The organism is Candidatus Planktophila lacus (assembly GCF_002287925.1).
Taxonomy (GTDB): domain Bacteria; phylum Actinomycetota; class Actinomycetes; order Nanopelagicales; family Nanopelagicaceae; genus Planktophila; species Planktophila lacus.
The window spans coordinates 396,646-421,481 of sequence record NZ_CP016769.1 but is presented as its reverse complement, the minus strand read 5'-3'; the positions used below and the strand labels follow the sequence as shown (position 1 = coordinate 421,481).

At 46.5% G+C, this 24,836-nt stretch carries 28 protein-coding genes and 2 tRNA genes; 18 read left to right on the top strand and 12 right to left on the bottom strand.

Annotation, left to right across the window (positions count from 1 at the left end):
* Positions 1-3 precede the first annotated feature (3 nt).
* Positions 4-1,395 carry an acyl-CoA carboxylase subunit beta gene (locus A1s21148_RS02115; protein WP_095671798.1) on the top strand — a complete coding sequence of 464 codons (1,392 nt, stop codon included), beginning with the start codon at positions 4-6 and terminating at the stop codon, positions 1,393-1,395.
* Positions 1,396-1,398: 3 nt separating this feature from the next.
* Here A1s21148_RS02115 and A1s21148_RS02110 read toward each other — a convergent pair whose 3' ends face one another.
* From A1s21148_RS02110 to A1s21148_RS02100, 3 genes are read right to left on the bottom strand one after another with little or no spacing between them, the layout of a single operon-like run.
* Complete coding sequence (locus A1s21148_RS02110) at positions 1,399-1,941, bottom strand: cupin domain-containing protein (protein WP_095670835.1); 543 nt, start codon at positions 1,939-1,941, stop codon at positions 1,399-1,401.
* 9 nt (positions 1,942-1,950) lie between these two features.
* On the bottom strand, positions 1,951-2,715 hold the full coding sequence (locus tag A1s21148_RS02105; RefSeq protein WP_095670834.1) for an SIMPL domain-containing protein: 765 nt from the start codon (positions 2,713-2,715) through the stop codon (positions 1,951-1,953).
* Positions 2,716-2,754: 39 nt separating this feature from the next.
* Positions 2,755-3,279, bottom strand: coding sequence for a DUF3145 family protein (locus tag A1s21148_RS02100; RefSeq protein ID WP_095670833.1), 525 nt, complete (start codon positions 3,277-3,279; stop codon positions 2,755-2,757).
* A gap of 286 nt (positions 3,280-3,565) precedes the next feature.
* On the opposite strand from A1s21148_RS02100, the gene A1s21148_RS02095 reads away from it, so the two are divergent.
* Positions 3,566-3,769, top strand: a complete 204-nt coding sequence (locus tag A1s21148_RS02095; RefSeq protein WP_017955223.1) for a cold-shock protein — start codon at positions 3,566-3,568, stop codon at positions 3,767-3,769.
* A 55-nt stretch (positions 3,770-3,824) separates the two neighbouring features.
* Here the strand turns inward: A1s21148_RS02095 and A1s21148_RS02090 are convergent, their stop codons facing one another.
* Together A1s21148_RS02090 and A1s21148_RS02085 are read right to left on the bottom strand one after the other, a co-directional pair.
* Entirely contained in the window at positions 3,825-4,388 is a 564-nt protein-coding gene (locus A1s21148_RS02090) for a M23 family metallopeptidase (protein WP_095671797.1), read from the bottom strand.
* 20 nt (positions 4,389-4,408) lie between these two features.
* Positions 4,409-5,359 carry a Brp/Blh family beta-carotene 15,15'-dioxygenase gene (locus A1s21148_RS02085; protein WP_095670832.1) on the bottom strand — a complete coding sequence of 317 codons (951 nt, stop codon included), beginning with the start codon at positions 5,357-5,359 and terminating at the stop codon, positions 4,409-4,411.
* A 102-nt stretch (positions 5,360-5,461) separates the two neighbouring features.
* Here A1s21148_RS02085 and A1s21148_RS02080 point away from each other — a divergent pair, with 102 nt between their 5' ends.
* The 7 genes from A1s21148_RS02080 (at position 5,462) to A1s21148_RS02050 (ending at position 8,102) form a co-directional block, all read left to right on the top strand.
* The gene (locus tag A1s21148_RS02080) at positions 5,462-5,779 is read left to right on the top strand and encodes a lycopene cyclase domain-containing protein (protein WP_095670831.1); all 318 of its coding nucleotides are present in this window, start codon (positions 5,462-5,464) and stop codon (positions 5,777-5,779) included.
* Positions 5,776-6,120 carry a lycopene cyclase domain-containing protein gene (locus A1s21148_RS02075; protein ID WP_095670830.1) on the top strand — a complete coding sequence of 115 codons (345 nt, stop codon included), beginning with the start codon at positions 5,776-5,778 and terminating at the stop codon, positions 6,118-6,120. The genes A1s21148_RS02080 and A1s21148_RS02075 overlap by 4 nt, the downstream gene beginning before the upstream one ends.
* Positions 6,117-6,743, top strand: a complete 627-nt coding sequence (locus tag A1s21148_RS02070; RefSeq protein WP_095670829.1) for an HAD-IA family hydrolase — start codon at positions 6,117-6,119, stop codon at positions 6,741-6,743. Before A1s21148_RS02075 ends, A1s21148_RS02070 begins: the two co-directional genes overlap by 4 nt.
* A gap of 29 nt (positions 6,744-6,772) precedes the next feature.
* Positions 6,773-6,849 (top strand) — tRNA-Ile (locus tag A1s21148_RS02065).
* A gap of 179 nt (positions 6,850-7,028) precedes the next feature.
* Complete coding sequence (locus tag A1s21148_RS02060; protein WP_095670830.1) at positions 7,029-7,373, top strand: lycopene cyclase domain-containing protein; 345 nt, start codon at positions 7,029-7,031, stop codon at positions 7,371-7,373.
* Complete coding sequence (locus A1s21148_RS02055) at positions 7,370-7,996, top strand: HAD-IA family hydrolase (RefSeq protein WP_095670829.1); 627 nt, start codon at positions 7,370-7,372, stop codon at positions 7,994-7,996. The genes A1s21148_RS02060 and A1s21148_RS02055 overlap by 4 nt, the downstream gene beginning before the upstream one ends.
* A 29-nt stretch (positions 7,997-8,025) precedes the next feature.
* Positions 8,026-8,102 (top strand) — tRNA-Ile (locus A1s21148_RS02050).
* Positions 8,103-8,118: 16 nt separating this feature from the next.
* Here the strand turns inward: A1s21148_RS02050 and A1s21148_RS02045 are convergent.
* Complete coding sequence (locus A1s21148_RS02045) at positions 8,119-9,144, bottom strand: LacI family DNA-binding transcriptional regulator (RefSeq protein WP_095670828.1); 1,026 nt, start codon at positions 9,142-9,144, stop codon at positions 8,119-8,121.
* A 232-nt stretch (positions 9,145-9,376) separates the two neighbouring features.
* Here A1s21148_RS02045 and A1s21148_RS02040 point away from each other — a divergent pair, with 232 nt between their 5' ends.
* From A1s21148_RS02040 to A1s21148_RS02030, 3 genes are all read left to right on the top strand, one after another.
* The gene (locus A1s21148_RS02040; protein ID WP_095670827.1) at positions 9,377-10,702 is read left to right on the top strand and encodes an ABC transporter substrate-binding protein; all 1,326 of its coding nucleotides are present in this window, start codon (positions 9,377-9,379) and stop codon (positions 10,700-10,702) included.
* Between the two features lie 101 nt (positions 10,703-10,803).
* Positions 10,804-11,685, top strand: a complete 882-nt coding sequence (locus tag A1s21148_RS02035) for a carbohydrate ABC transporter permease (protein ID WP_223299410.1) — start codon at positions 10,804-10,806, stop codon at positions 11,683-11,685.
* Positions 11,672-12,562, top strand: coding sequence for a carbohydrate ABC transporter permease (locus tag A1s21148_RS02030; RefSeq protein ID WP_223299409.1), 891 nt, complete (start codon positions 11,672-11,674; stop codon positions 12,560-12,562). Before A1s21148_RS02035 ends, A1s21148_RS02030 begins: the two co-directional genes overlap by 14 nt.
* Positions 12,563-12,565: 3 nt before the next feature.
* Here the strand turns inward: A1s21148_RS02030 and dgoD are convergent, their stop codons facing one another.
* The 4 genes from dgoD to A1s21148_RS02010 are packed head-to-tail and all read right to left on the bottom strand — an operon-like array spanning position 12,566 to position 16,295.
* Positions 12,566-13,750, bottom strand: coding sequence for a galactonate dehydratase (dgoD, locus tag A1s21148_RS02025; protein ID WP_095670826.1), 1,185 nt, complete (start codon positions 13,748-13,750; stop codon positions 12,566-12,568).
* A 49-nt stretch (positions 13,751-13,799) separates the two neighbouring features.
* On the bottom strand, positions 13,800-14,435 hold the full coding sequence (locus A1s21148_RS02020; protein WP_095670825.1) for a bifunctional 4-hydroxy-2-oxoglutarate aldolase/2-dehydro-3-deoxy-phosphogluconate aldolase: 636 nt from the start codon (positions 14,433-14,435) through the stop codon (positions 13,800-13,802).
* Positions 14,432-15,292, bottom strand: coding sequence for a 2-dehydro-3-deoxygalactonokinase (locus tag A1s21148_RS02015; protein WP_095670824.1), 861 nt, complete (start codon positions 15,290-15,292; stop codon positions 14,432-14,434). The genes A1s21148_RS02020 and A1s21148_RS02015 overlap by 4 nt, the downstream gene beginning before the upstream one ends.
* A 4-nt stretch (positions 15,293-15,296) precedes the next feature.
* Positions 15,297-16,295, bottom strand: coding sequence for a Gfo/Idh/MocA family protein (locus A1s21148_RS02010; protein ID WP_125932380.1), 999 nt, complete (start codon positions 16,293-16,295; stop codon positions 15,297-15,299).
* 71 nt (positions 16,296-16,366) lie between these two features.
* Between A1s21148_RS02010 and iolC the strand changes: the two genes are divergently transcribed.
* From iolC to A1s21148_RS01990, 4 genes are read left to right on the top strand one after another with little or no spacing between them, the layout of a single operon-like run.
* The gene (gene iolC, locus A1s21148_RS02005; RefSeq protein ID WP_095670822.1) at positions 16,367-17,326 is read left to right on the top strand and encodes a 5-dehydro-2-deoxygluconokinase; all 960 of its coding nucleotides are present in this window, start codon (positions 16,367-16,369) and stop codon (positions 17,324-17,326) included.
* Positions 17,323-18,216, top strand: a complete 894-nt coding sequence (locus tag A1s21148_RS02000; RefSeq protein ID WP_095670821.1) for a Cgl0159 family (beta/alpha)8-fold protein — start codon at positions 17,323-17,325, stop codon at positions 18,214-18,216. Before iolC ends, A1s21148_RS02000 begins: the two co-directional genes overlap by 4 nt.
* 15 nt (positions 18,217-18,231) lie before the next feature.
* Entirely contained in the window at positions 18,232-19,131 is a 900-nt protein-coding gene (iolB, locus tag A1s21148_RS01995) for a 5-deoxy-glucuronate isomerase (protein ID WP_095670820.1), read from the top strand.
* The gene (locus A1s21148_RS01990) at positions 19,132-20,301 is read left to right on the top strand and encodes a Gfo/Idh/MocA family protein (protein ID WP_095670819.1); all 1,170 of its coding nucleotides are present in this window, start codon (positions 19,132-19,134) and stop codon (positions 20,299-20,301) included.
* Here the strand turns inward: A1s21148_RS01990 and A1s21148_RS01985 are convergent.
* Both A1s21148_RS01985 and A1s21148_RS01980 read right to left on the bottom strand, forming a co-directional pair.
* Positions 20,282-22,174 (bottom strand): acetoacetate--CoA ligase, encoded by a 1,893-nt coding sequence (locus A1s21148_RS01985; RefSeq protein WP_095670818.1) that lies wholly within the window; start codon positions 22,172-22,174, stop codon positions 20,282-20,284. The two genes, A1s21148_RS01990 and A1s21148_RS01985, sit on opposite strands and share 20 nt — an antisense overlap.
* A gap of 3 nt (positions 22,175-22,177) precedes the next feature.
* A complete protein-coding gene (locus tag A1s21148_RS01980) occupies positions 22,178-23,155 on the bottom strand; it encodes a Gfo/Idh/MocA family protein (protein WP_095670817.1) in 978 nt (325 codons plus the stop codon).
* A gap of 56 nt (positions 23,156-23,211) precedes the next feature.
* Here A1s21148_RS01980 and A1s21148_RS01975 point away from each other — a divergent pair, with 56 nt between their 5' ends.
* A complete protein-coding gene (locus A1s21148_RS01975; protein ID WP_095670816.1) occupies positions 23,212-24,051 on the top strand; it encodes an ADP-dependent NAD(P)H-hydrate dehydratase in 840 nt (279 codons plus the stop codon).
* A gap of 81 nt (positions 24,052-24,132) precedes the next feature.
* Entirely contained in the window at positions 24,133-24,807 is a 675-nt protein-coding gene (locus A1s21148_RS01970) for a response regulator transcription factor (protein ID WP_095670815.1), read from the top strand.
* The last annotated feature ends 29 nt before the right edge of the window (positions 24,808-24,836 follow it).

Genomic DNA, 24,836 nt, shown 5'->3' with positions numbered 1-24,836 from the left:
TTTATGGTCCACAAAGAGGTCGACCCGCGCGATCCTGAATTAAGAATTCAACGTTTACTCGATCCAGGTAGCGTCTCTCTACTCGTTGAACGCACCGATTGCGGAATGATCGCAGCAACTGGCGCAATTAAAGGAAATCGCGTTGTTGTCTTTGCATCTGATGCCACAATTAAAAGCGGCGCACTCGGAGTAGCTGGCTCCAAAGTTATTGTCGAAGCCTATAAAGAGGCGATGTCCAAGCAATTACCGATCATTGGTATCTGGCACTCAGGTGGTGCGCGTTTAAGTGATGGGGTTTCATCCCTTGATGCATTCGGTGAAGTCTTTCAATCAATGATTCTGGCTAGTGGTCGCATCCCACAGCTCTCTCTTGTTCTTGGACCAACTGCCGGTGGTGGTGCTTACGGACCCGCTCTTACCGACATCGTTGTGCTTGCACCTGAAGGTCGAATCTTTGTTACCGGTCCCGACGTTGTTAAATCGGTAACCGGTGAAGATGTGGATATGGCTTCCCTTGGCGGCCCAGAGGCACACAGTAAAAATAGCGGCGTTGCACATGTGATCGCATCCTCTGAACAAGAAGCCTTTGATGAGATCCGTGATGTCACAGCGCTCTTTGCCAATCAAGGCCATATGGATACTGATTTAGAAGATCTAGATCTTTCGGTATTTGTTCCGCCAGTTTCGAAACGTAGTTATGAAGTCCATCCACTAATTGATGCGATCTTGGATAAAGATGGCGAGAAGTTAGAGCTGCTACCTGTCTGGGCCGAGAATATGACAACAGTGCTGGGTCGCTTTGGCGGGCGCAGCGTTGGCGTTATCGCAAATAATCCAGCACATATAGGTGGTGTTTTAGATTCAGCAGCTGGCGAGAAGGCAGCGCGCTTTGTGCGCACCTGTGATGCCTTTGGAATTCCGCTAATTGTTATCGCCGACGTTACTGGTTTTCTACCTGGTGCCGGTCAAGAGTGGGAAGGCGCGGTGCGACGTGGCGCTAAGTTATTGCACGCCTTCGGTGAAGCAGTTGTCCCGCGCGTAACTTTGATTACACGGCGCGCATACGGTGGTGCATTTGTGGCGATGAACGCTAAATCACTTGGTGCAACGCGAGTATTTGCTTGGCCCAACGCAGAGGTTTCGGTGATGGGCGCAGTTGCTGCAGTGCGAGTTCTGCACCGTCGCATACTTGCCGATCTTGCCCCCGAACAACGTGAGGCGATGGAGTTAGAACTTGCTGCAGAACACGACAAGATTTCTGGTGGAGTTGCCCGCGCTGTTGAAATCGGTGCGGTTGATGAAATCATCGATCCGAAAGTTACAAGATCTGCGCTTGCAAGAACTATTGCTGCAGCGCCACATCGCCGCGGTGACCACGGAAATATCCCGCTTTAACAACTAGCTTTTAAAGCGCTCGTTTACGTAATCTGCAGGTAGCGAAGTTTCATGTCCATCAGGAACGCCCATTCGTTCGATTATTTCTTCGTATCCCGCATATTTGCCGCGGAGTTCAGATTTAGTTACACCCTCAAAACATGTTGCGTTAAATCCTGGCGACATAGTGCAGGCAAAGAGTGACCAGGTACCACCGGGTGCAACTTCACCGGCTTGGATGACTCCGGCCTTAATGGTGTGCTGCATTACTTGACCTGCAGCGATATCGCGTCCCAATAAAATTGTGCGCGCTGTTCCGTCAGGATGAAATTCGTAAAGTGCAACAGGATCGCCTTCATAGAAATGCCAGACTTCATCGAAAGTAAGGACGTGTGCAGTAGAAGCGCTGCGTGGCGCGGTTAAGTAAAGTCCTAAACCTGCAGTGCCAGCAGGACCGCCTTCAGCAGTCTTGGCCTCAGAGATATAGGTATTAATAAAGTAAGTCTCTTCAACCGGTAAGGGCTTCATGCCGAAATAGGCAATTAACTCTTCGGGGCGTGAAGTCATGAAAAAACTTTAGTCGTTATTGACGGTAAAGGTAACTGAAACAGTAGATGTGACAGTCTTCTTGATCGTGGTTGTGTCATATGTGCCGCCGTCTGAAGTCATTGTTGAGTCAGGTGTGGTCACCTGGAACACACCACTCTTGACTCCAGTTACGACGCCAACATGGCTACCAACTGCTTTGGTAATTGCAACCGCGCGAACCTTGGCGTCTTTCATCGCTTCTTCCAACAACTGTGGGCGAAGTTCTGCCAGCGTCGAGATGTAATACTGAGGACCGTAGTTATTTACATTTACACCTGATTGTAAAATTCTTCCGATGCCTTGGGAAAGTTTAGAGACCAACTCAACATCTTTGGTGCGCACGGTGACATCGCGACTTGCGCGGTAGTTAAGAATACGACCAGTTGAATTTCCGTTGACCCATTCTTCTTGGCCATATGTTGAAACAGGCCCTAGGGTGAGAGCCTCATCCGGAATTCCGCCATCAGTTAAATACTTAGTAACTGCGGCAACGTCATTTCCTACCTGAGAGACAGCATCGGCAACCTTAGGGCGCGAAAGTGAGACAGAGAGAGTCCATACCGCGTTATCGGCGACAGCTTCAGTGCGCGCCGAACCAGTTACAACGATTCCGCTATCAGTGCGCGCAGAGATACCCCAACCGATCTTTACCAAACCTCCAAATAAAGCAACTGCAAGGATTAATACAGATGCAAATAAAGCGATCGCCTTACGACGTTCGATTTGGATTATCGGGCTCTCTGGGATTGTCATGGCTAAAGTATATCTACTTCAAATACTTTAAAAAGAAATCTATATGGCCCGGAGTTGAATAATTTGATCGATTTCCACTTCTCTAAATGGGGCTAACTCTCTTTCCCATTGATTTCCCAGAATTTCGTCGATCGCATCGCGAATTGAGAGATCATCAAAACCTTTGGCGAGCGCTTCCGTAATTTGATGTTCGGTCACGACAATATTTCCAAGTCCATCAATACTTGCGCGATGAATTCCGAGCTCGGGGGTAGAACGATAAAACTCTCCCCCGAGTTCGGATTCTTCGCGAACTTCAAATCTCAAGTAGTGCCAGCCACGAAGTGCAGATGCAATCTTCGCAGCGCTTCCTCGCACATCTCGAAATTCAACAGTTGTTCTATATGTTCCTGGTGCACATGGTTGATCGCGCCATTGCAAAGTAAGCCAAGTACCTAAGATTGATTGCAAGCCCCATTCGATATGTGGGCGCAGCGCATTAGGTGCGCTATGTATGACAAGTAAACCGGCGACAGATTCCTTTAAACGGTCTCTGTTCTGGCCAGATGGATGTAGCTCTTGCATTTACAAACTCCTAGTAAGTACCTAGCAAGACCGCGCTATGCGACCTTCCCCAGCGGCATAAACGCTTGCTATTTACTATCTAGATACCCAATTTTGCTCCCTTTAGGCGTAACTGTCTAGACCACAGTTAGGTGTACTCGTGTGTAGGCAGTACCCTTTTCCTTAGTCGGACGCTTAATCAGGACCCGTTTCATGGCAGTAGTGCTTTGCTCGGTATCGCTGGCGCAAGAGGAAGACCGTGTTTGAGGATTTCTTAAACACCCACATATCGAAGGAAAAGTAAAACATGGCAACAGGTACAGTTAAGTGGTTCAACTCTGAAAAGGGTTTCGGTTTCATTGCAGTTGATGGTGGCGGACAAGATGTATTCGTTCACTACTCAGCAATCCAAGGAAACGGTTACAAGTCCCTTGAAGAGGGTCAGTCAGTTTCATTCGAGGTCGTACAGGGTCCAAAGGGTCCTCAGGCCGATGCAGTGAACGCTAACTAATAACACTTAGTTTACTAAAATCCCCCATCGCGAAAGCGGTGGGGGATTTTTTTATTTACTTCTTAGGAAGTGGTGGAATCTCACCGTTCTTAGCAAGCGCCGCAGCAACTGCCTTAGCCGGCGAAAAATCTTTTCCAACTTTCCAGGCATCCAAGTATTTCCAAGGCGCAACAACTCCGCGACGTACCCACCAGACATTTGGCTCACTTGGCGTTGGCCAAGAGATTCCAAAGTGAAGGTGTGGTGATGTTCCACGTGCGCTACCAGTTGAGCCAACTCTTCCCAGAATTTGCCCAGCTTTCACAGTAAGGCCCGGTTGAATCGATGCGACAACCGAAGTTAAGTGCGAGCCATAATAACGAACTCCATCAACACCGATTACAGATACATATAAACCACCGCGATCAATACCCAGGTTAGTTTTACCACTCCAGTTATCAACGCGATTAACTTCATCGATGACGCCATTTACTGGTGAGACAAACTTGCATCCCTTTTTAGCCTCAATATCATTTGCTGCATAGTCGTGATGGGCCTTTACATATTTAACAGCGCAATCGGCAACTGGGAAAATATAATTTGGCGCAGCGTTTGCTGGGGCGGCGGAGATAAAGACCATCGCTAGCGCAATCAGTAACTTCAATTTAAAGCCTTTCGATCAAGTCGCGCTGTTACCGCCATATGCGGAACAGTTAAAGCCCAAACAACAACGAGTGATACCCATAAGAATTGATCATCGAGCGAGTCACCACGAAGCAGAACTATCAACGCTGCGATGACAAATGTGCCCACGAGCGCTGGAGTACCTGGCAATACTGCACGAATAAATGCGCGTTTAGCGCTGCCGTTGGTAAACGCCTCCTGTGAAGATGGCAAAGTCAAAGTCAATCGTGCTGTGTGGCGCATGGCATGCCAGCATCCGAAATAAACTGCAAAGGCAACCAATGGTGGTGCGGTAACCGCCAATAAATAAAGCAGAACTAAATCAATCGCTTCACCATCGCGGCGGCGTTGTACCAAGCGAAGAAGAGCGAATGCGGTTATCAGCATTACCCAAAGCATCAGGTCGTTATTTAAGCCTTGGTGCCAATCGACCAGCGCTGGGTTTACCTTTTCAAGCGCCGAAGTGCTCTTATCGCTAACTAAAGGAATAACCACGGGAAGGGTTCCGGCAGCTGTTGCATATAGATATTTCTGAAAGCGCTTCGTCTCTTCGCTGCGGCGATCAATCTCTGAGATAAATGCCGCATCGCCTATGCCAAAGTGCACTGCGCTCATAATTACAACCAGAATGAATCCGACCACATTCCAGGTGAGGAGCGCGATGACAGCAAGCACTGCAACTGCAACATAGAGCGTTATGAATAGCGCCATCTTCTTAAAGTTGCTGCGCGGCAAGGTGACCAAATGATCGAGCGCCCCATGTGGAATTCCTATCGCCAAGGCGATGAGAGCGATAACAACCTGCCAGGTAATCTCTGACTCTTCAATAATCCGTGCAAAGGCGAAAGAGAGAACGATTGCGACGCCAACGGCGTAACGCGAATACTTTCGAACTTTTAGAAGAAGGTCGAGCTCTATTTCACGCATCGTTGGCCCCTTCCTGTGAGTTATATCTGTAACACTACCAAAACGTGCCCGGTGATTTCGGTTTCTGCATGAGAAGATCTACCCGTGCAAAAGTGGAGTTACATGGCGATGCTCATCTTTACTGTTTGTGGATCCTTCTGGTTAGAGATCGCGCTTAAAGTTGGTGTTCTTCGCCGAATTAAGAGAGTAATCCTCAGTGTTCTCCCAATTAGTTCATTGTTTTTATTGTGGGATGCATATGCAATTTCAAAGGGACACTGGTTCTTTGATCGCGATCAGATGCTCGGCATCGTTGGTCCACTAAACATTCCACTTGAGGAGTACCTATTCTTTATCGTTATTCCGATGGCTGCAATCATGACCATTGAAGGCGTAACAACGGTGAAACCTCACTGGCGTAAAGATGAGTTCGGTAAATGAACTACAGCGATATTGCGATAACCGCCTTTGCCGTTGCGGTAATGGCCGATCTCTTCCTCTTCAAAAACTCACTTCTTACTCGCCCAGCATTCTGGACAAGCTATGCAATCATCTTGCCCTTTCAATTCTTAACAAATTGGTGGCTCACATCGCGCAACATCGTTATGTATAGCCCTGATGCAATCGTTGGGCTTCGTATCTTTTCCGCACCTGCCGAAGATCTGCTCTTCGGATTCGCACTACTTCTTGGCACCATGGATATGTGGGAGTTCTGGGGACGTCGCGGCATGCAACAAGATCCACGCCCTGATAAGAAAAATAAGATCGAGCCAAGTAATTGAGCAAAATTGGATTTCTCTTTGATCTAGATGGCACTTTGGTTAATTCCCAAGAAGCAGTCATGAACTCTTGGATCACTATGGCCAATGAAGCCGGTATTCCATTGCAAGCACTTGCCGGTCATCACGGTGTTCCAGCCGAACAAACTTTAAGGAAAGTCTTGGCCGATCGCGAAGAAGCCGAAATCCAAAAATGGATTCGCCGCGTCACCGATCTAGAAATTGCAGATATCGATGGAGTACATGCCGTACCAGGTGCACTTGAACTACTTGCCGAACTAAATGATCGTGAGATTCCTTGGACCATCGTTACCTCTTGCACAACTGATTTAGCAATTGCTCGTACTCGCGCAGGAAAGATTCCGATGCCTGCTAATTCAGTCACCTTTGATCAAGTAACTCGCGGAAAACCTTTCCCTGAACCATTTATTCTCGGGGCTGAAAGATTGGGTCTTCCAACAAATATTTGCTGGGCGATTGAAGATGCACCTGGCGGAGTTACTTCAGCGAAAGGCGCTGGTTGCACTGTTGCTGGCGTACTAACTACCCATACCCGCGAAGAACTTCCGCACGCAGATCATCATTTAGAACACTTAAACGAACTACTCGGCAAAGCCGGTCTCTAAGTACAGTAAAGTTCGCGTTAACCCCACTAGGGACGGTAGCTCAGTTGGTTAGAGCCCCGAACTCATAATTCGGTCGTCGTCGGTTCAAGTCCGACCCGTCCCACCAGACTCAGATCCTGCAGTTAAGCGATTGAGATTTTCTCGCGAACGCTTGGGTGCTCAGCGGTCGAAGAGCGTTCGACTAATTCTGGTTGGAAAAGTACATGTTGATGGATATGGGTATCCGGTAGTTCACATTCTTGAATCACCGGTGAAACCTCACTGGCGTAAAGATGAGTTCGGTAAATGAACTACAGCGATATTGCGATAACCGCCTTTGCCGTTGCGGTAATGGCCGATCTCTTCCTCTTCAAAAACTCACTTCTTACTCGCCCAGCATTCTGGACAAGCTATGCAATCATCTTGCCCTTTCAATTCTTAACAAATTGGTGGCTCACATCGCGCAACATCGTTATGTATAGCCCTGATGCAATCGTTGGGCTTCGTATCTTTTCCGCACCTGCCGAAGATCTGCTCTTCGGATTCGCACTACTTCTTGGCACCATGGATATGTGGGAGTTCTGGGGACGTCGCGGCATGCAACAAGATCCACGCCCTGATAAGAAAAATAAGATCGAGCCAAGTAATTGAGCAAAATTGGATTTCTCTTTGATCTAGATGGCACTTTGGTTAATTCCCAAGAAGCAGTCATGAACTCTTGGATCACTATGGCCAATGAAGCCGGTATTCCATTGCAAGCACTTGCCGGTCATCACGGTGTTCCAGCCGAACAAACTTTAAGGAAAGTCTTGGCCGATCGCGAAGAAGCCGAAATCCAAAAATGGATTCGCCGCGTCACCGATCTAGAAATTGCAGATATCGATGGAGTACATGCCGTACCAGGTGCACTTGAACTACTTGCCGAACTAAATGATCGTGAGATTCCTTGGACCATCGTTACCTCTTGCACAACTGATTTAGCAATTGCTCGTACTCGCGCAGGAAAGATTCCGATGCCTGCTAATTCAGTCACCTTTGATCAAGTAACTCGCGGAAAACCTTTCCCTGAACCATTTATTCTCGGGGCTGAAAGATTGGGTCTTCCAACAAATATTTGCTGGGCGATTGAAGATGCACCTGGCGGAGTTACTTCAGCGAAAGGCGCTGGTTGCACTGTTGCTGGCGTACTAACTACCCATACCCGCGAAGAACTTCCGCACGCAGATCATCATTTAGAACACTTAAACGAACTACTCGGCAAAGCCGGTCTCTAAGTACAGTAAAGTTCGCGTTAACCCCACTAGGGACGGTAGCTCAGTTGGTTAGAGCCCCGAACTCATAATTCGGTCGTCGTCGGTTCAAGTCCGACCCGTCCCACCAGACTCAGATCCTGCAGTTAAGCGATTGAGATTTTCTCGCGAACGCTTGGGTGCTCAGCGGTCGAAGAGCGTTCGACTAATTCTGGTTGGAAAAGTACATGTTGATGGATATGGGTATCCGGTAGTTCACATTCTTGAATCACCAGCTCTGTTGCGGTGTAGCCGAGTTGGTATCCATCCTGTGCAACGGTCGTGAGCGGTACTAAGGCGTTAGGTGCAAGTTCAATATCATCAAATCCCATCACGGAAATATCTTCTGGGATCCTTATTCCCGCTTCAATTAAACCGCGCATAAAGCCAAGTGCGATCAAGTCATTTCCGCAGAAGACGGCGGAGGATTTAGATTTAGAGTCAAGGAACTTCTTGGCGCCTAACTCTCCCCCATGAGTTGTTGGTGAAGGAATTTCAATAAAACTAAGGTTGGCACCCATTTCTTCGGCCGCTTGCTTTGCGCCTTCGCCTCTTTCAATAAATTGATTGATGGTGTTTTCGTAAACATAAGTTATATCGCGATGCCCTAGATCTACTAAGTGTCCAATCGCAACATGTCCACCTCTTATGCCATCAACTTTGGCAGAACAATGGACATCGAAGTAACGGTTGGTATCAATCAAGGTTACTGCGATGTTATTTGAACGTAGGAAATCAAGGTTGTCAGTTTTGCCACGGGTAGGCCAGATCATGATGCCTTGCACATTTTGTCCAGCTAAAGTTTGAATGTACTTGCGTTCCTTCTCATGCGAGTGATCGTGGTTGCACAAGAATAAGGAGTAGCCATTTTGATTTGCTGCATCCTCAGCGCCACGGGCTATCTCAGTGAAAAGTGGGTTTGAGACATCCGGCAGTAAGAGAGCAAGGGTCTTTGAATTTGATGAATGAATCTTTTTTGCAAAGTTACTCGAAACAAATCCAAGTTCATCCATCGCCTGCTGCACTTTTACCAAGGTAGCTGGGGCAACTATTTCGGGGCGATTAAGAACATTGGAGACAGTTCCGATTGAGACTCGGGCCCTGCGTGCTACGTGGCGGACGCTAACTGTCATGTGGGAATTTTTCGCCCTACGGGGTGATAAGTCAAGGAAAGGCTATTTTTAAGCATGGAATACACCCCGTAATTCGATGCATGGTTGAACAGTTCAAAATGGAACTTCATTTTGAACGTTTCAACCCTTTGTTTTTATAACAAAAATTTTTTCTTTAATTGCTAGTTATTGAACAATTTGTGCAGTAATTTGACTATGCATTTGGAAATCAACTTGAAGAGAAAGGTCGACAATGCGCGCAACTAAACGGAAGTTTATTGCAGTTGCCTCTGCAACTCTCGTTGCTGTAAGCGGAACAATTTCATTGAACTCCGCTTCTGCTGCAATAACCCCCTCGTTCTGTCCAAGATTTACCGGAACTTTAACGGTTCTATCAACTGTTATTTTGGAGAAGCCAGATGGAGCTGTGGAGCAAGAAATTGCCGATAAGTTCATGAAGGCTTGCCCAAAGACAAAGATTAAGTTTGTTGGCGTTCCAGCAAACGATTTGGTAACAAAGCTCACTGCAATGGCCATTGCTGGCAACGTCCCAGATATGTATGCATCCGATGCTGTTAATACAGTAAAGATGGCAGCTCTAAATATTCCTCTGGAACTCCGCGCTGCTCTAGGTCAAGATTACATAGATGGTTTTGCTAAGGAAAATGTTGGCGAAATGACTATCGGCGGAAAAATCTATTCTGCACCTTGGTTTAGCATTCCAACAGCGATTTTGTATCGCACAGACCTCTTTGCTAAGGCTGGCGTAAAGCCACCTAAGTCATTCGAAGAGTTCATCACAGTATGTAAGGCTCTTACAAAAGATACTGATGGCGATGGAAAGATCGATCAATATGGATGGGCAATGGTTGGAACCGACAATGGTTCTGGTCAAGGTCGATTTAACACAATTGCTCGCAACATGGGAGCAGTAGATGTCGGCAAGGATTCATCAGGCAAATGGGTAACTCAGATTGACTCTCCAGGATGGAAAGCTGCACTTAAGCTTTACAAGGATGCAGTTGATGTCGGTTGCGTTCCTCCAGGACAATTCCAAACTGGATACCCAGAAGCATCTGTACAGATTGGTAAGGGACAAGCAGCGATGATGATCACTGGCCCTCACACAATTGGCGTTGCCCTGACAGCTAACCCAGCAGCTAAAGGTAAGTTGGCCGGAGCGCCAATTCCTGCAGCAGCCGGAGTTTCTGCAACTACTAGCTTGAACCAGTCAGGTTATGCGATTGCTCGAAAGAGTAAGCACCGTGCGGCTGCTATTGCGTATATGAAGTTCCTTTTGAATAAGGAAAATCAACTTCGCATTAACGACGTTACCTACCGCATTCCTTCTCGTTTGGATGCACAGGCTGATCCACAAGTTAACTCAGAAATGAGCCTTGGCTTTGTGAAGGCGGGAGAAGGCAAAGTCTTCTCTAACCCACAAATTCCTTGGTACAACTCAATCGCAATTCTCGCATCTCCTGCCTATCAGGCGGCGATAAAGGGTGATAAGACGATTGATCAGATCGCTAAAGAACAGGCTGAAAAAGCGCGAAAGATTATCGCTGATAACGGGTAACCGTCTGTCTGTTAATTGAGGGAATGTGACATCGGGAAGAGAAGAAATTCTCTTCCCGATGTCACTCTTTCAGCACATTAAATTTTCTTAAGAGAGGGAATATGAAAAGCGCATTTAAAAAGCGGGAAAGCCGTTCCGGCTACTTCTTCACTTTGCCCACTTTATTAATTGTTTTCTCTTTGATCATCTATCCACTTGGCTATGCGATTTTCATCAGTATGCAGCGCACCAACCTAATCAGTGAATGGAAGTTTGTTGGTGCCCGTTATTACGCAGAACTACTGACAGATGCAGAATTTTTAAGCTCGCTTAAGATCAGCTTAACCTTCGCTTTCTTTGTAGTGGTGGGTAACTTTGTGGTCGGCCTTCTACTGGCTGTTATTTTGAATCAGAATCTTAAATTTGCTACAACTTTTAAAATTATTTTGATGCTGCCTTGGCTACTGCCTGAGGTCGTTGTTGCGCTTATCTGGAAGTGGCTCTTTAACCCAACATATGGGCTTATCAATTACATTTTAAACACCGTCGGTCTGATTGATTCTGATGTTTCCTGGTTCGATTCGAGCACTTCTGCCCTAGTCGGTGTTATCTTCGTTGCAACCTGGAAAGGCTATCCAATCGTCATGATTATGATGTTGGCTGGCATGAAGAACATCCCTTCAGAGCGTTACGAGGCTGCTGCAATCGATGGCGCAACTCGTATCCAGCAGTTCAGACATATAACTCTTCCAGGCTTGCGCCCAATATTTTTAGTTACCTGCATCCTTGAAACTGCTTGGTGGTTTAAGCACTTCACGGTGATTTGGCTGATGACTTCTGGTGGACCTGCCGGGTCAACCAAGGTTGTCTCTATCAGTATTTATCAGCAGGCCTTTGGAGACTTCAACTTCGGTAAAGCTGCCGCTGAGTCTGTAATTATCTTGACTATTCTCTTAGCCGCAAGTTACTTCTACTCAAAGGCGATTCGCAATGACAATGATTAAAGAACCGATGGCTAACGAGAAGAAGTACGGGCTAATGAGCGATGTAAAAGTCGCTCGCAAGATAACCAACCTCACAAGTTATAGCGTTCTTTTCTTCTTCTCTGCACTCATCCTCTTTCCAATACTTTGGATTATTTCCACATCCCTAAAGAATGAAGAGGATCTCTTCTCACTTCCTCCTCAGATTATTCCTGAGAATCCAACGCTTCATGCCTTCAAACAGGTTTGGATTGATCACCCATTCTTGGCCTACTTCCGCAACTCGCTGATAGTCGTTAGCGCCGCAACCTTCATCTCCGTTACATTCTCGGCATTTGCGGCTTATGGGCTATCAAGATTTAAATTTAGAGGCCACGGAACATTTATGGCTTTTCTGCTCGCTAGCCAGCTATTCCCATCGATTATGTTGTTGATTCCTTTCTACAAGATCTATATGACCTTCGGTTTGATTAACACCCATGCGGCGCTAATCATTACCTATGTCTCTTTTACCATCCCATTCTGTACTTGGATGATGCGTGGTTACTTCGACGGAATTTCCAAAGATCTAGATCTTGCGGCACAGATCGATGGCGCAGGGCGCTTTAGAATCTTCCGTAGCGTGATTCTTCCGCTCTCCTGGCCAGGACTTGCTGCAACAACAATCTATTCATTTATATCTGGCTGGAACGAGTACATATTTGCACTTGTTCTAACCCAAGATGAAGAGATGAAGACAGTGCCGGTTGGCATCGGTCAGCTAGTTGGCGAATATAGAATCGATTGGGCGCAGTTAATGGCAGCATCGTTATATGCGCTAATTCCGCTAACAATCATCTTTATCTTCTTCAATAGATATTTCATTAGCGGCCTGTCAGCCGGAGCGGTTAAAGAGTAAGTCTTACCACTCTGCAAGTGATCCATCGTGGTGCGTCCAGTCAGGATTGCGCCAACGATGGCCGTTTTCAGCGGCCTTACGAACCTCTGCTTCATCGACTTCAATACCTAAACCTGGTTTAGTCATCAATTCGATATAACCATCGGGTGCATCAAAGACGGAGTAGTCAACTAAATACTTCATGAGCGAACCGTTATTGCCGCGACCAAGGCCAAGAACTTGCTCTTGAATCAAGAAGTTCGGTGTAGCGAAATCTAATTGCAAGCATGCTGCTAAGGCGATCGGTCCAAGTGGGCAGTGCGGAGCAACAGCGACATCGTAAGTTTCAGCCATTGTTGCAATTCTGCGACATTCAGAGATGCCGCCAGCATGACTTAAATCAGGCTGAGCAACGGCGATTCCAGAGCGAAGCACATCTTTGTAATCTTTTCGATCGAAGAGGCGCTCTCCAGTTGCAATCGGGGTAGAAGTAGAAGCAACGATCAAATCAAACTTGTCAGAAAATTCAGGAAGAACAGGTTCTTCAATGAATAAAAGATTCAATGGCTCTAGGTAAGGGAAGACTCTGCGAGCCATAGCAAGGCTAAAGCGGCCATGGAAATCAAGTGCGATATCGATTTTATCGCCGACATGTTCTCTAACTGCAGTAACCCGAGCAACGATGTTCTTTAGCTCTTGCGCGGTGTCTATATGTTCTAAGCCATCAGAAGGCGCAAATTTAAGTGCGGTTAAGCCTCTTGCTAACTGAGTATCGGCGTTAGCCAAGATCTCTTTAATATCTTCGGCGATTGGATTGTGGGTGTATCCATCTTTTCCGCCAACTCCACCAACATGGCCATAAATGCGCACTCGATCGCGAACTTGTCCGCCAAGTAATTGATAAACAGGTACACCTAGAGCTTTGCCTTTTATATCCCAGAGCGCTTGATCAATGCCTGAGATGGCCGAATCCATGATTGCGCCTCCACGATAGAAGGAACCCTTCTTCATTCTCTGCCAGTGACGTTCGATCTGGAATGGATCTTTACCAATTACGTGGTCCATCAATTCGTCGACTGCTGTGGCTACGGTGAGCGCCTTGCCCTCAAGTACAGGCTCGCCCCAACCGGAAATACCTTCATCGGTTTCTATCTTGAGAAATAACCAACGGTGCGCAACGAAAAATAGTTCGAACTTAGTAACTTTCAAGATATCCCCCAATATTTTCCTTGAAGTCTAATCTTGGCAATAACCTTAATCAAGCAAATCTAGCAATTACTTTCTTGGTACTTGAACAGCGTTCAATAAATTCATCGTTTGATATTTTTGGATCATAAAGTGAGTTACCGATACCAACTGCAAGCGCACCTGATTGAACAAGTTCAAAGGTATCTTCAACAGAAACTCCGCCAACTGGAATTAAGTGTGCATCTCTTGGTGAAACAGATTGCAGAGCTTTCATAAATGGAACGCCTAGATTAGAGAAAGGGAATAACTTCATAGTTCTGACGCCATGCTTATAGGCTTCAAAGAACTCCGAAGAAGTTGCTACTCCGGGAATTGGAATCAGCCCAAGTTTTTGGGCAGCTGAAACAACTTCTAAATCAAGGTTTGGGCTGATACAAATTTCAGCACCTGCCTTGGCAATCTTTTCTACATCGCCGACTGTTAAGACAGTACCTGCGCCAACTGTGATATCTGGCGAAAGATGGCCACGTAGGGTTTCAATACTTAAAAAGGCTTCGGGACTATTTAGCGGAACCTCGATAACTTTAACGCCTGCAGAAACTAGCAGGTCTCCCACTTCCAAGATTTTATCCGGAGTTACTCCCCTAAGAATTGCGATAATTGGAGCAGTTTTCAAATTACTAAAGAGTTGCTCGGATGTATTCATGATTTACTCTCCACCTTTTTCGCTAGCGCTACGAAGTAATTGATTAGTTGTCCACTATTTTCAACGGTTGCTTTAATTCCAAAGTGCGAAAGCGCCAATATATAGATTTCGGCAAGAGAATCAGATGCGACGATCTTGGCCTCACTTGCCTGACACCAACTCTTTGCAGACTTTATTTCGGCACCGATCAATAGCCCAGAGAGGTATTCGCGCGATGCATCCTGAGACTTTCCCTGTATCCAATTGGCTCGAATTGAGAATAAGTCATGAGTTAGATCAGAACTGTCTGCCTTAAGACCTTCGATAAAATCTTCGGAGGCTACTAATTTCGCAGATGATTCAGTTGCCTTTGAAAGCGTGCTGTGATTCCTCAAGAGTTCGAAAAGCTCCCCAGTCATATAGGTTCGAAAATCTGTGATTTTTCCGCTCTTGATTTCAACCCATTTACTGTGCGTCCCAGGTGAGATCACTAGGCCGTTTTCAAGCCCTGAAGCAAGAGATTGTGACTCTTCACCACGCATCACATCTCCAACCTTTGAAACACCTGGCACGATAAAAAGCGCTGGTTCAAAATTTGGAACTTGAATAAGCGAGTTGCTTACTTCATCGATATCAATCGGCAATTGAGAGAAATTTGTCTCGTGTAGACCAATATTTGAACCAATCATTCCTATTGCGATGATGAATTGAAACTGGCCCTGCCACTTACCCAAGACATCGGTGAGGTACTCAGAATGGGCGCCGGCGGCGAAGTTCTTTACGCCTTGATCTGTTTGAATATTGTCAGAGATTTGATCGTGTTCAATCAACCAAGCGCGAAAGGATGAAGTTCCCCAGTCGATCGCTACAAACTTCATCAGATTACAATTCTACTGCAGAACCACTAAGAATTGATTCTTCGCAAGCAATTGCAACGCGTAGTGCTTGACGCGCATTTATAGGTGGACAAGGGTTGGCAGTTTTTCCATCCACAAATTCAATGAAGGCGTGAGATTCTTGGGCAAAGGCTTGGCGAAAGCGTTCGATAAAGCCGGTGTACCTGATTTCGCTGAAGCTAATCTCGCCTTCAATATCGTGAATAGGTGTCTTTAGATTTAGCCCCACGGCTATTGAATCTTTAGAACCAAATACTTCAAAGCGAACATCGTGGCCAACAGGATTATGGCGGGTACCGGTAATTGCTACTTGAACTCCAGATTCGGTGGTTAAAGAAATTAGCGATACATCGGCATCGTTGTACTTGGCATATTGTTGATGTTCACGCACAGCCTGTGACGCATAGACCTTTTTTATCTCGCTTTGCGTAATCCACCTGACAAGATCGAAATCATGAACATGCAGATCTCGATAAATACTGCCGCTGCCTTCTAGGAATTCCAAGGTGGAAGGTTGGTGATCGTGTGCGTACATGTGCATCGCGTAGAGCGTTCCGACCTGGCCCGAAGAAACTTTGTGCGCGGCGACGGAAATCGGTGGATCGAAGCGACGCTGAAATCCAACCTGGATTTCTGTTCCATGCTTTTTACTTTTCTCAATAACTAAATCTGTCTCTTCGACGGTAAGTGAGATTGGTTTCTCGCAAAGTATTGGTTTTCCAAGCGGAATCAACTGATCCAAAATTGCAATGTGCGAATTTGTCGCGGTCGCCACGACATATCCATCAAAATCTAGTTTTAGAAGATCTGCATATTCCGCAGAACTGCAATTTAATTTCTGAGCTAACTCTTTCGCCACGTTATCTCTGCGGTTAAAGAGAGTTACTTCAGCGCCACCTGAAAGCAAATCTTCGGCGCGAATAGCGCCCATTCGACCAGCACCAATGACTGCAATTCTCATCTGCTGGACTACTCCGTATTCCACTAAGCAAGACCTTCACTATATAGTTTGGGCTATAAATAATGAAGCGCTCCCCCGTTCTTTTAAGTTAGGAAATGATGACAATCGCTCTCGACCTATTAACGGTGGGTCGAATAAGCGTCGATCTTTTCTCAGAGCAGATAAACACTTCCTTTAGCCAGCCGCAGACATTTCAAAAATCTATTGGTGGATCTCCTACAAATGTTGCAGTCGCCGCGGCAAGGTTCGGCCATAAGAGCGCGATTGTTACCAAGGTTGGCGTAGATCCACTTGGTGAGTTTGTACTTAATAAGCTGCAAAGTTTTGGCGTCGACACAAGTTTTGTAAAGGTTGCAGAAAGCGGACTTACTCCCGTCGTTCTTGCCTCACAAGATCCACCTGAAGATCCGAAGATAATTTTCCATCGCCAGCCGTCAGCACCTGATACTCAACTCATCACCTCAGATATTGATGACCCAACCCTTAAGAGCGCTAAGAACTTCTGGGTCAGCGCCTGCGCGCTTTCTCAAGGAACGACTGCCGAAAGTATCTTCCATTGGCTTGAGATAAGAGGCCGCGCAAAAGAAACCATTATCGATCTAGATTATCGACCATCGTTCTGGAAGAGCAGAGAAGATGCTCGGGCTGCTGCGCAACGCGCACTTTCACATTGCACGATCGCTATTGGAAATATTGCTGAATGCGATGTTGCGCTGGGTATTACCGATCCAAATAGGGCGGCAGATGACTTATTAAATCGCGGCATCTCATTAGCGATTGTGAAGATGGGCGGCGATGGAGTTTTGCTTGCTACCAAAGATAAAGTTCATGTCGTTAAGCCGCTACCAATAAAGTTGGTTTGTGGGTTGGGCGCCGGAGATGCCTTCGGTGGGGCGTTAATCCATGGGTTACTAAGCGGGTGGGATCTGGAAAAGTTCGGTGCTTTCGCAAATGCTGCTGGTGCCTATTTAGCATCTGAGTTAATGTGCGCAGATGCCATGCCAACGCTAGAGATTTTAAATAAATTTATTGAAGAGATGGGGAGCAATCGGTGAAGTTAGAGCAAAAGCGTTATCTCGAACTAATTGAAGCGCGCATCAATAACCCTAAATCTTTCCAACTTGCTCTAAAGAAGAGATCACGTCGCAGCGTTGCAGGTAAAGATGGTCGCTTGCTCTTGCTCGCAGCCGATCACACCGCGCGCGGCATCATCGCCGCAGGAAATAATCCAACGGCGATCGCAGATCGATTTATTCTGCTCGATAAGTTGGTTAGAGGTTTATCTCTTCCAGGCGTTGATGGAGTAATGGCTAGCGCGGATATTCTCGAAGAATTGGCTTGGCTCGGTGCTTTAGAAGGCAAAGTCGCGATCGGAACTATGAACCGCGGCGGAATCATTGGCGCTTCATGGGAACTAGATGATCGCCTAACTGCCTACGATGCCGAACATATTCGCAGCATGGGGCTAGATGGTGGAAAGACTTTGCTGCGCATCGATGAGACCGATCCTGGCACCGCGCGAACAATCGAGATGGTTGCTGCCGTTACAACACAACTTGCAGATTTTGAACTCGTTTCGATGATTGAGCCACTTCCATATATAAAGAATGAAAGCGGCAGAGCGGTACTTGATCCTTCTGAAGAGAAGTTAATCAAAGTCGTTTCTATCGCCTCTGGACTTGGCTCATCTTCAGCATTTACCTGGTTGAAAATTCCTGCGCCAACCAACCCAGAAAAAGTTGCGGCGGCAACTAGCTGCCCAATTTTATTGTTAGGTGGAGATCCCGGCAGTAATTGGGAAGATGTCTTTGCTAAATGGGAAAACGCTCTGAAAGTTCCAAACATCCGCGGCTTAGTACCGGGGCGCGCATTATTGTTTGGCGATGAGTTAGATGTAGAAGCAGCAGTTGCACGTGCCGCGCAAATGGTCAGAAAAAACAGCTAGAAATGGATAAATCAAATGAGTAATTGGTATAAACCTGCGGGCACGTTAAAGACTGCTGAACATGAAATCTCACTATCACCACAAGATTCTGGCTGGGAATACTGCGGTTTCTATACCTACAACTTCGCAACTAAATCTGAGTTTAACGTTGAGTTAAGTGGCCGCGAAGGCGTTCTACTTCCACTCTCAGCCCAGAACGTTTCAGTATCGGTTGATGGCCAGGCATTTACTCTCAAAGGTAGAACTGGTGTATTTGCAGCAGTTTCAGATTGGATCTATCTCCCAGTTGGTTCAAAGGTTTCATTTAGCGGTAAATCTGGTGAGATCGCACTGCTTACGGCGCAGGCGAGTGAGAAATTCCCAGTCTGCTACACACCTGCAGAACAAGTTCAGGTTGAAGTACGCGGATCAGGTAAGGCAACTCGTCAGGTAAATAACATTGCAACGCCAACTAGTTTCACCCAATGCCACAAGATTCTTGTTTGTGAAGTACTAACACCAGGTGGAAATCTCTCTTCATGGCCTCCACATCGCCATGATAAGTTCCCTGGTTGCCCAACAATTAATGAAGAGGTTTATTACTTCCAGATCGGTAAAGAAGGATCAGATCACGGAGACCCTGAAGGTGTTGGCTTCTTCCACGTTTACACCGTTGATGAGACAGTCGATGAAACCGTTACCTTGCACGATAGAGATACCTACGTTGTGCCTCACGGTTTTCACGGCCCATCAATTGCCTCACCTGAATATCCAATGTATTTCTTAAACGTTATGGCCGGGCCTGCACCAGAGCGCAGCATGGCTTTCTGTGATGATCCAGCGCATCACTGGATCCGCGATTCCTGGAACGATCAAGTACAAGATCCACGTTGTCCAATGACTTCCGCCAATGGGAAAGTATGGAAAGGTAAGTAAATGAAGAGAGAGATCCGCATCGCCGTCCTTGGCTTAGGTTGGATGGGACAGGCGCATTCACGTTCTGCGCTACGCATTCCTTCACTATTTCCAGATCGTTCATTTGAACCTATCTTGCAGGTCTGTGCTGATGTAGATCCCGCGCGCCAAGAGAGCGCAGTAAAGAACTATGGATTCAAGCGCGCAACAGGCGATTGGATGGAGGCGGCAACAGCCGATGATGTTGATGCTGTCTGGGTAACCGCGCCAAATATGTTGCACCTTCCAATGATCGAAGCGGCGACTAAAGCTGGCAAAGCAGTATTTAGCGAGAAGCCAATTGGTGGAAAGCCAGAACAGACAGTTCAGGCATACAAGTTAGCCACTGCCGCTGGCGTACCAACTGGCGTTGGATATAACTATGTTTGGGCACCGCTAGTGCTTCATGCAAAGAATCTCATTGCCAGTGGTGCACTTGGCGAAATTACACATTACCGTGGTCGCTTCTTAAGTATGTATGGCAGTGATGAACTCGGTCTTCTAACTTGGAGATTTAAACTTGCCGATGCTGGTTATGGAGTTTCAAGTGACATTCTTAGCCATAGCGTTTCCATGGCGCAGTTCTTAGTTGGTGGCATCTCCGAAGTAGTTGGAATGCAGAACACAACGATTAAGCAACGCCCACTTCCAAGTGGCAACGCTGGACATTACTCACGCGGTAAGGCAACCGACCCAAAGGGCGATGTCGAAAACGAAGACTTTGCGTCGATGCTATGCACTTTTGAAAACGGTGCAACAGGAACATTTGAGGTAAGCCGCACAGTCGTTGGTCCAGAGAGCCAGAACGCCTTTGAAATTTACGGCACCAAGGGCTCGCTGATGTGGAACTTAGAGAAGATCAATGAACTTCAATATTACGAGCTAGGTACTTCTTTAAACACTGGCTACACCACTATTTATGGCGGAGATCGCTTCCCATTCCATGGCGCTTTCGTTCCGGGACAAGCTAACGCGATTGGTTTTGAAGATCTCGTTGCGATTGAAGATTATTCTTTTATGCAATCAATCGCTGAAGGTACGAAGTTCGGACAGAGCTTTAAAGAGGCAGTTGATGTGGTCAGCGTTCAGCAAGCGCTGATTAACTCTTGGAGTTCACGTACTTGGGAGCGCGTTAAAGATTTAAGTCTTTAAACCAATCCAGACAATCAGGATTGGCTAACGCTCCTAAGTTATCGATTGGCTCTTTATTTACCGCTCTCGTAACCGCTAGCTCTACCAATTTTCCACTCTTAGTTCTAGGAAAATCTGGCGCCTTCAATACCAGTGCCGGCACATGGCGCGGGCTCGCTTTCTGCTTTAGCGCTTGCTTTATTTGATCGGAAAAGGCATCTGTCAGTTCGGAGCCTGCTTTTAACTTAAGGAAGAGAAGTACTCGCGTATCGCTCTCGTATTTCTGAGCTACCGCCAAACTTTCTAGAACTTCCTCAAACTCCTCGGTAATGCGATAGATCTCAGCAGTTCCGATTCGAACACCTGCAACATTTAGAGTCGCATCAGATCTGCCATGCATGATGAAACCAGATTCTTGGGTTGGCTCAACAAAGTCGCCATGGGTCCAGATATCTGGAAACTTTTCAAAGTAAGAAGCGATGTATTTCTCATTCTCTTTATCTCCCCAGAAGAAAAGTGGCGCAGAGGGAAATGTGTTGGCGCAAACCAACTCGCCTTTATCTCCAGGCTTTGTCAGACTTCCATCCGAATTCAAAACTTGCACATCCATGCCGAGTGCAGGCACCTGTATCTGTCCCGCAAATACCGGAAGTTCGGGCCAACCCAACATAAAGCAGCCACAAATATCTGTGCCACCAGAAATTGATGCCAAGTGGACAGCAGGTGAAACTGATTCGTAAATGTATGCAAAGCCTTCATGGCTAAGCGGTGAACCAGTTGAGGCAATAGTTCTTAACTTTGAAAGGTTATGCGAATGGCTCGCCTTAAGTTCGATCTTACGCAAAGAATCTATGTACTTTGCAGAAACTCCAAGAAAGGTTAACTCTTCTTTTTCTGCGATATCGAAGAGCCTTTCTGGTGCTGGATACATTGGGTTTCCATCGAATAAAACAATGCCAGCGCCAGTTGCAAGGGAGGCAACCAACCAGTTCCACATCATCCAGCCACAAGTCGTGAAGTAAAAGACTTTATCCCCATCGCGAATATCTAGGTGGTAGCGCTGCTCGCTTAAAGTCTTGAGCAGAACACCTGCTGCGCTATGAACAATGCACTTTGGCTTACCTGTAGTTCCAGATGAAAAGAGGATAAATCCGGGGCGGCTAAAGGAACCCTTAACTGATATCTCAGGCGTTCCATCACTTGCGCTGAGCCATTCGCTAAATGAAAGGTAAGGATTAGGTTTTGATCCGATAGAAACGACTTTAACCAGCGAAGGCAAGCCAGCAACAATTTCGCTGATTTTCTCTAAACAATCTATCTCCTTGCCGTTGTACTCATAGCCTGAAGTAACTAACAGCACCTTTGGAGATATTTGCTGAAAACGATCTAAAACAGTTGCCGCACCAAAATCCGCAGAAGTGCTCGAGAAGATCGCACCTATTTTTAGCGCACCGAGCGCAAAAGAAACCACATCGGCGGTATTTGCTACACAGGCTGCAACTACATCACCTTCTACAACACCAGCGCTCACTAGCGACTGTGCGACTTGGTTAGCTAACTTCCTGACTTCACCTCTTGTAAATGTGCGACGCTGCCCGGATTCCGAAATCTCAGTTATAACTATTTGGTCGGGATCTCCCTTGAGTAAGGTATCAACCACATTTAACTTTGCACCTGGAAAGAATTCAGTCTGAAAAAAACCAGAGCCAGAGATTGCAGTATCTCCAAAATCGCCGACTATTTCTGAATCACTTACAACAAAGCGCCAAAAGTCAGCAGAGTTATCTATCGACCATTTATGAAGTTCTGAAAAATCCTTCGCCTTTGCCAGCTCATTTAATTTAATGAGTGAAGGGTTATTGGATTTATCTGGGCTCCAAAGAGGTGAAGACATTAATTAAGGTCGTCCCATTACCTCAAAGGCTCGTTCAAAAACTTCTGCGAAAGCAATCGATTGAGAATGCGGCATAAGCCAGCCTTCTCCCCCACGAATCCGGCGCGACATGGCATCTGCCATTAGTTGATAAGGATCGCAGGCGGCAAAGTTTTCAACCGTTACCTTTCCATCAACTTCAACTTCCAGTGTGCTGGCTTTGTTATGCGAGTTAAAGGCATCGTTTCCGGTCATTGAGACTCGACCTTTTGTGCCAACCACATCAAAGTAAAGAGTGTTGGGAGTATTCATCGAAGTTAGCGCTTGCGCATGTGCTCCACCGATATCAAATGAAGTCGTAACGGTTTCGTCGCATCCACCTGGATGCCACTTCACATCTGTCTTTATATTGCTTACTGGTGCAAAGTCCATTAACCATATTGGAGCGGCAACTGAATAAGGTCCAAGGTCGTAAAGCCCGCCACCACCGAGTTCGTAGATCGCACGGATATTTGCAGGATCTAAACCATCATAAGTAAATGCGGAGCGAATTGTCTTTACTTCACCAATCACACCTGAATCAACAATCTCTTTAAGGCGCAGAGTGCGCGGATGCCAGCGGTTCCAGCTCGCCTCCATAAAGATCAAGCCGGTTTCATTTGCAACAGCAATTGCTTCCTTTAGCTGTGCAACGTTCATCGCGGCAGGCTTTTCGCAGAGCACATGTTTTCCAGCGCGCATCGCTTTGATTGACCATTCGATGTGAAGTGAATTTGGAAGCGAAATGTAGATCGCCTCTACCTTTGGATCAGCAAGGAGTTCGTCATAGTCGGTGTAAACCAAACCAGAAGGAGAAAGTGCTAGCCCTCTTTCGCGATCTTTTGCGCCAACGGCATAGATCTCACCATCTTTTGAGTTTAGTAAGGCTGGATATAGCGCTAACTTTGCAATGTAACCTGCGCCGATAAATCCCCAACGTACTTTTCCGAGTCCTTTTTCCATAACGGGGACAATACTTGCAAATTTGGCTTTAGCCAATCAGGCGTAAGATAGCGTTCATGAAGAGCCAACGTTGGACTGCTAAAGATTCAAAGAAGCACATCATCGTTCCAAGCGCGTTAGATCATAAATATTCTCGCGGAACGCTGGGAGTAATAACTGGATCTGCGCAGTTTCCAGGCGCTGCTGTATTAACTTCAAAGGCAGCGCTGGCTACTGGCCTTGGGGTTCTGCGCTTCCATAGTTCATCTGGACTGGCTCACCTTGTCCTGCACGCTACTCCAGAGGCTCTGGTTCAACCAGGAAAGGTCGATGCTTGGCTCGTTGGATCAGGTGTGAGCGATAAAAAATATAGCGACTACACAACCTGGCTACGCCATCGCTGGTTTAAGTTAATGAGCGCACAGAGCGTGCCGACAGTTCTTGATGCAGGCGCGCTGGACTGGGCCGGGAAGTTATCTCAGCCAACTTTGATAACACCTCACGCTGGAGAACTCGCAAAGCTACTTGTGAAGCGCGGAATTCAGGTCTCATCAGAGGCGATTGAAGCGGATCCCAAGAAGTGGTCAATGATTGCTACTGAGAAGTTAGGTGTTACAGTACTTTTGAAAGGTTCAACCACCTATATTGCGCAACCAGATTTTTTAATTGAACTTCCTAAAGCAACACCGTGGCTTGCCACAGCTGGAAGTGGAGATGTACTCGCGGGAATAATTGGCGCGCTTGTTGCCACAAATTACATCGAAATATTAAATGATAAAAATAATTTAGCGCGCGTTGCTGCAACTGGCGCATTTATTCATAACAGCGCCGCACTTTTGGCATCTCTGGGTTCCCCCATTTCTGCCACATCAATCATTGAATTTATTCCCGATGCAATTAGAAAAATACTAAAGTAGGGCTAGCCCCAGATTTTTATTTATTTTATATTTATTTAATTTCCGTATCACCCCGACATCACCTATGCACTACCTTGAGATGTGGCCATTTCCCCAACAGTTCTCGTTGCAAGTGACGACGCATTCGAGTTAGCTACTCTGAGCGCCGCCCTTCGTTTGCAATCTGTAAACGTTGTCGCCGAGGCAGGAACTGATGAGATCGCAGATAATCTCTACAAGTTTCTCTCCCCTCAAGTTGTACTAATTGATTTGCAGTTCTCTGGTGCAGAAGCACTTAAGCTGGTTAACAAATTTCGAAAGGTAAACCCATCTCTCGGAATCGTTTTAATGACTGCATGCCCGGATCTGCGTTTACTTGGACTTTTAGAGAAGCAGATTCCATTAGGTGCGCAAGTAATATTAAAGAAATCAATCGCAGACCTTACGGTTGTTAGCCACGCGATTTTGCGTTCTATTGCTGCCGTAGATGCCAAAGAGAAGATGTCCTGGGTAGATAGCCATGGCTCTCTGCACGAGAACTCTTTTACATCCATTCTCAATGAATTCACAGATATCCAGATAGAGACATTCCGCTTACTGGCTAACGGGCTAAGTAACTCTGAGATAGCAAGGGTTCGATTTGTTAGCGAGAAATCTGTAGAGCAGATAGTTGCCCGAATCGCACAACATCTGAAAGTGCTCCCAGATCGAACTCAGAATCTTCGCGTTGTTTTAACGGGTGAGTACTTCAAATGGATCGGCGCACCGCGCCACTAGCTCTAACATATTTAACGCACCCACTAAAG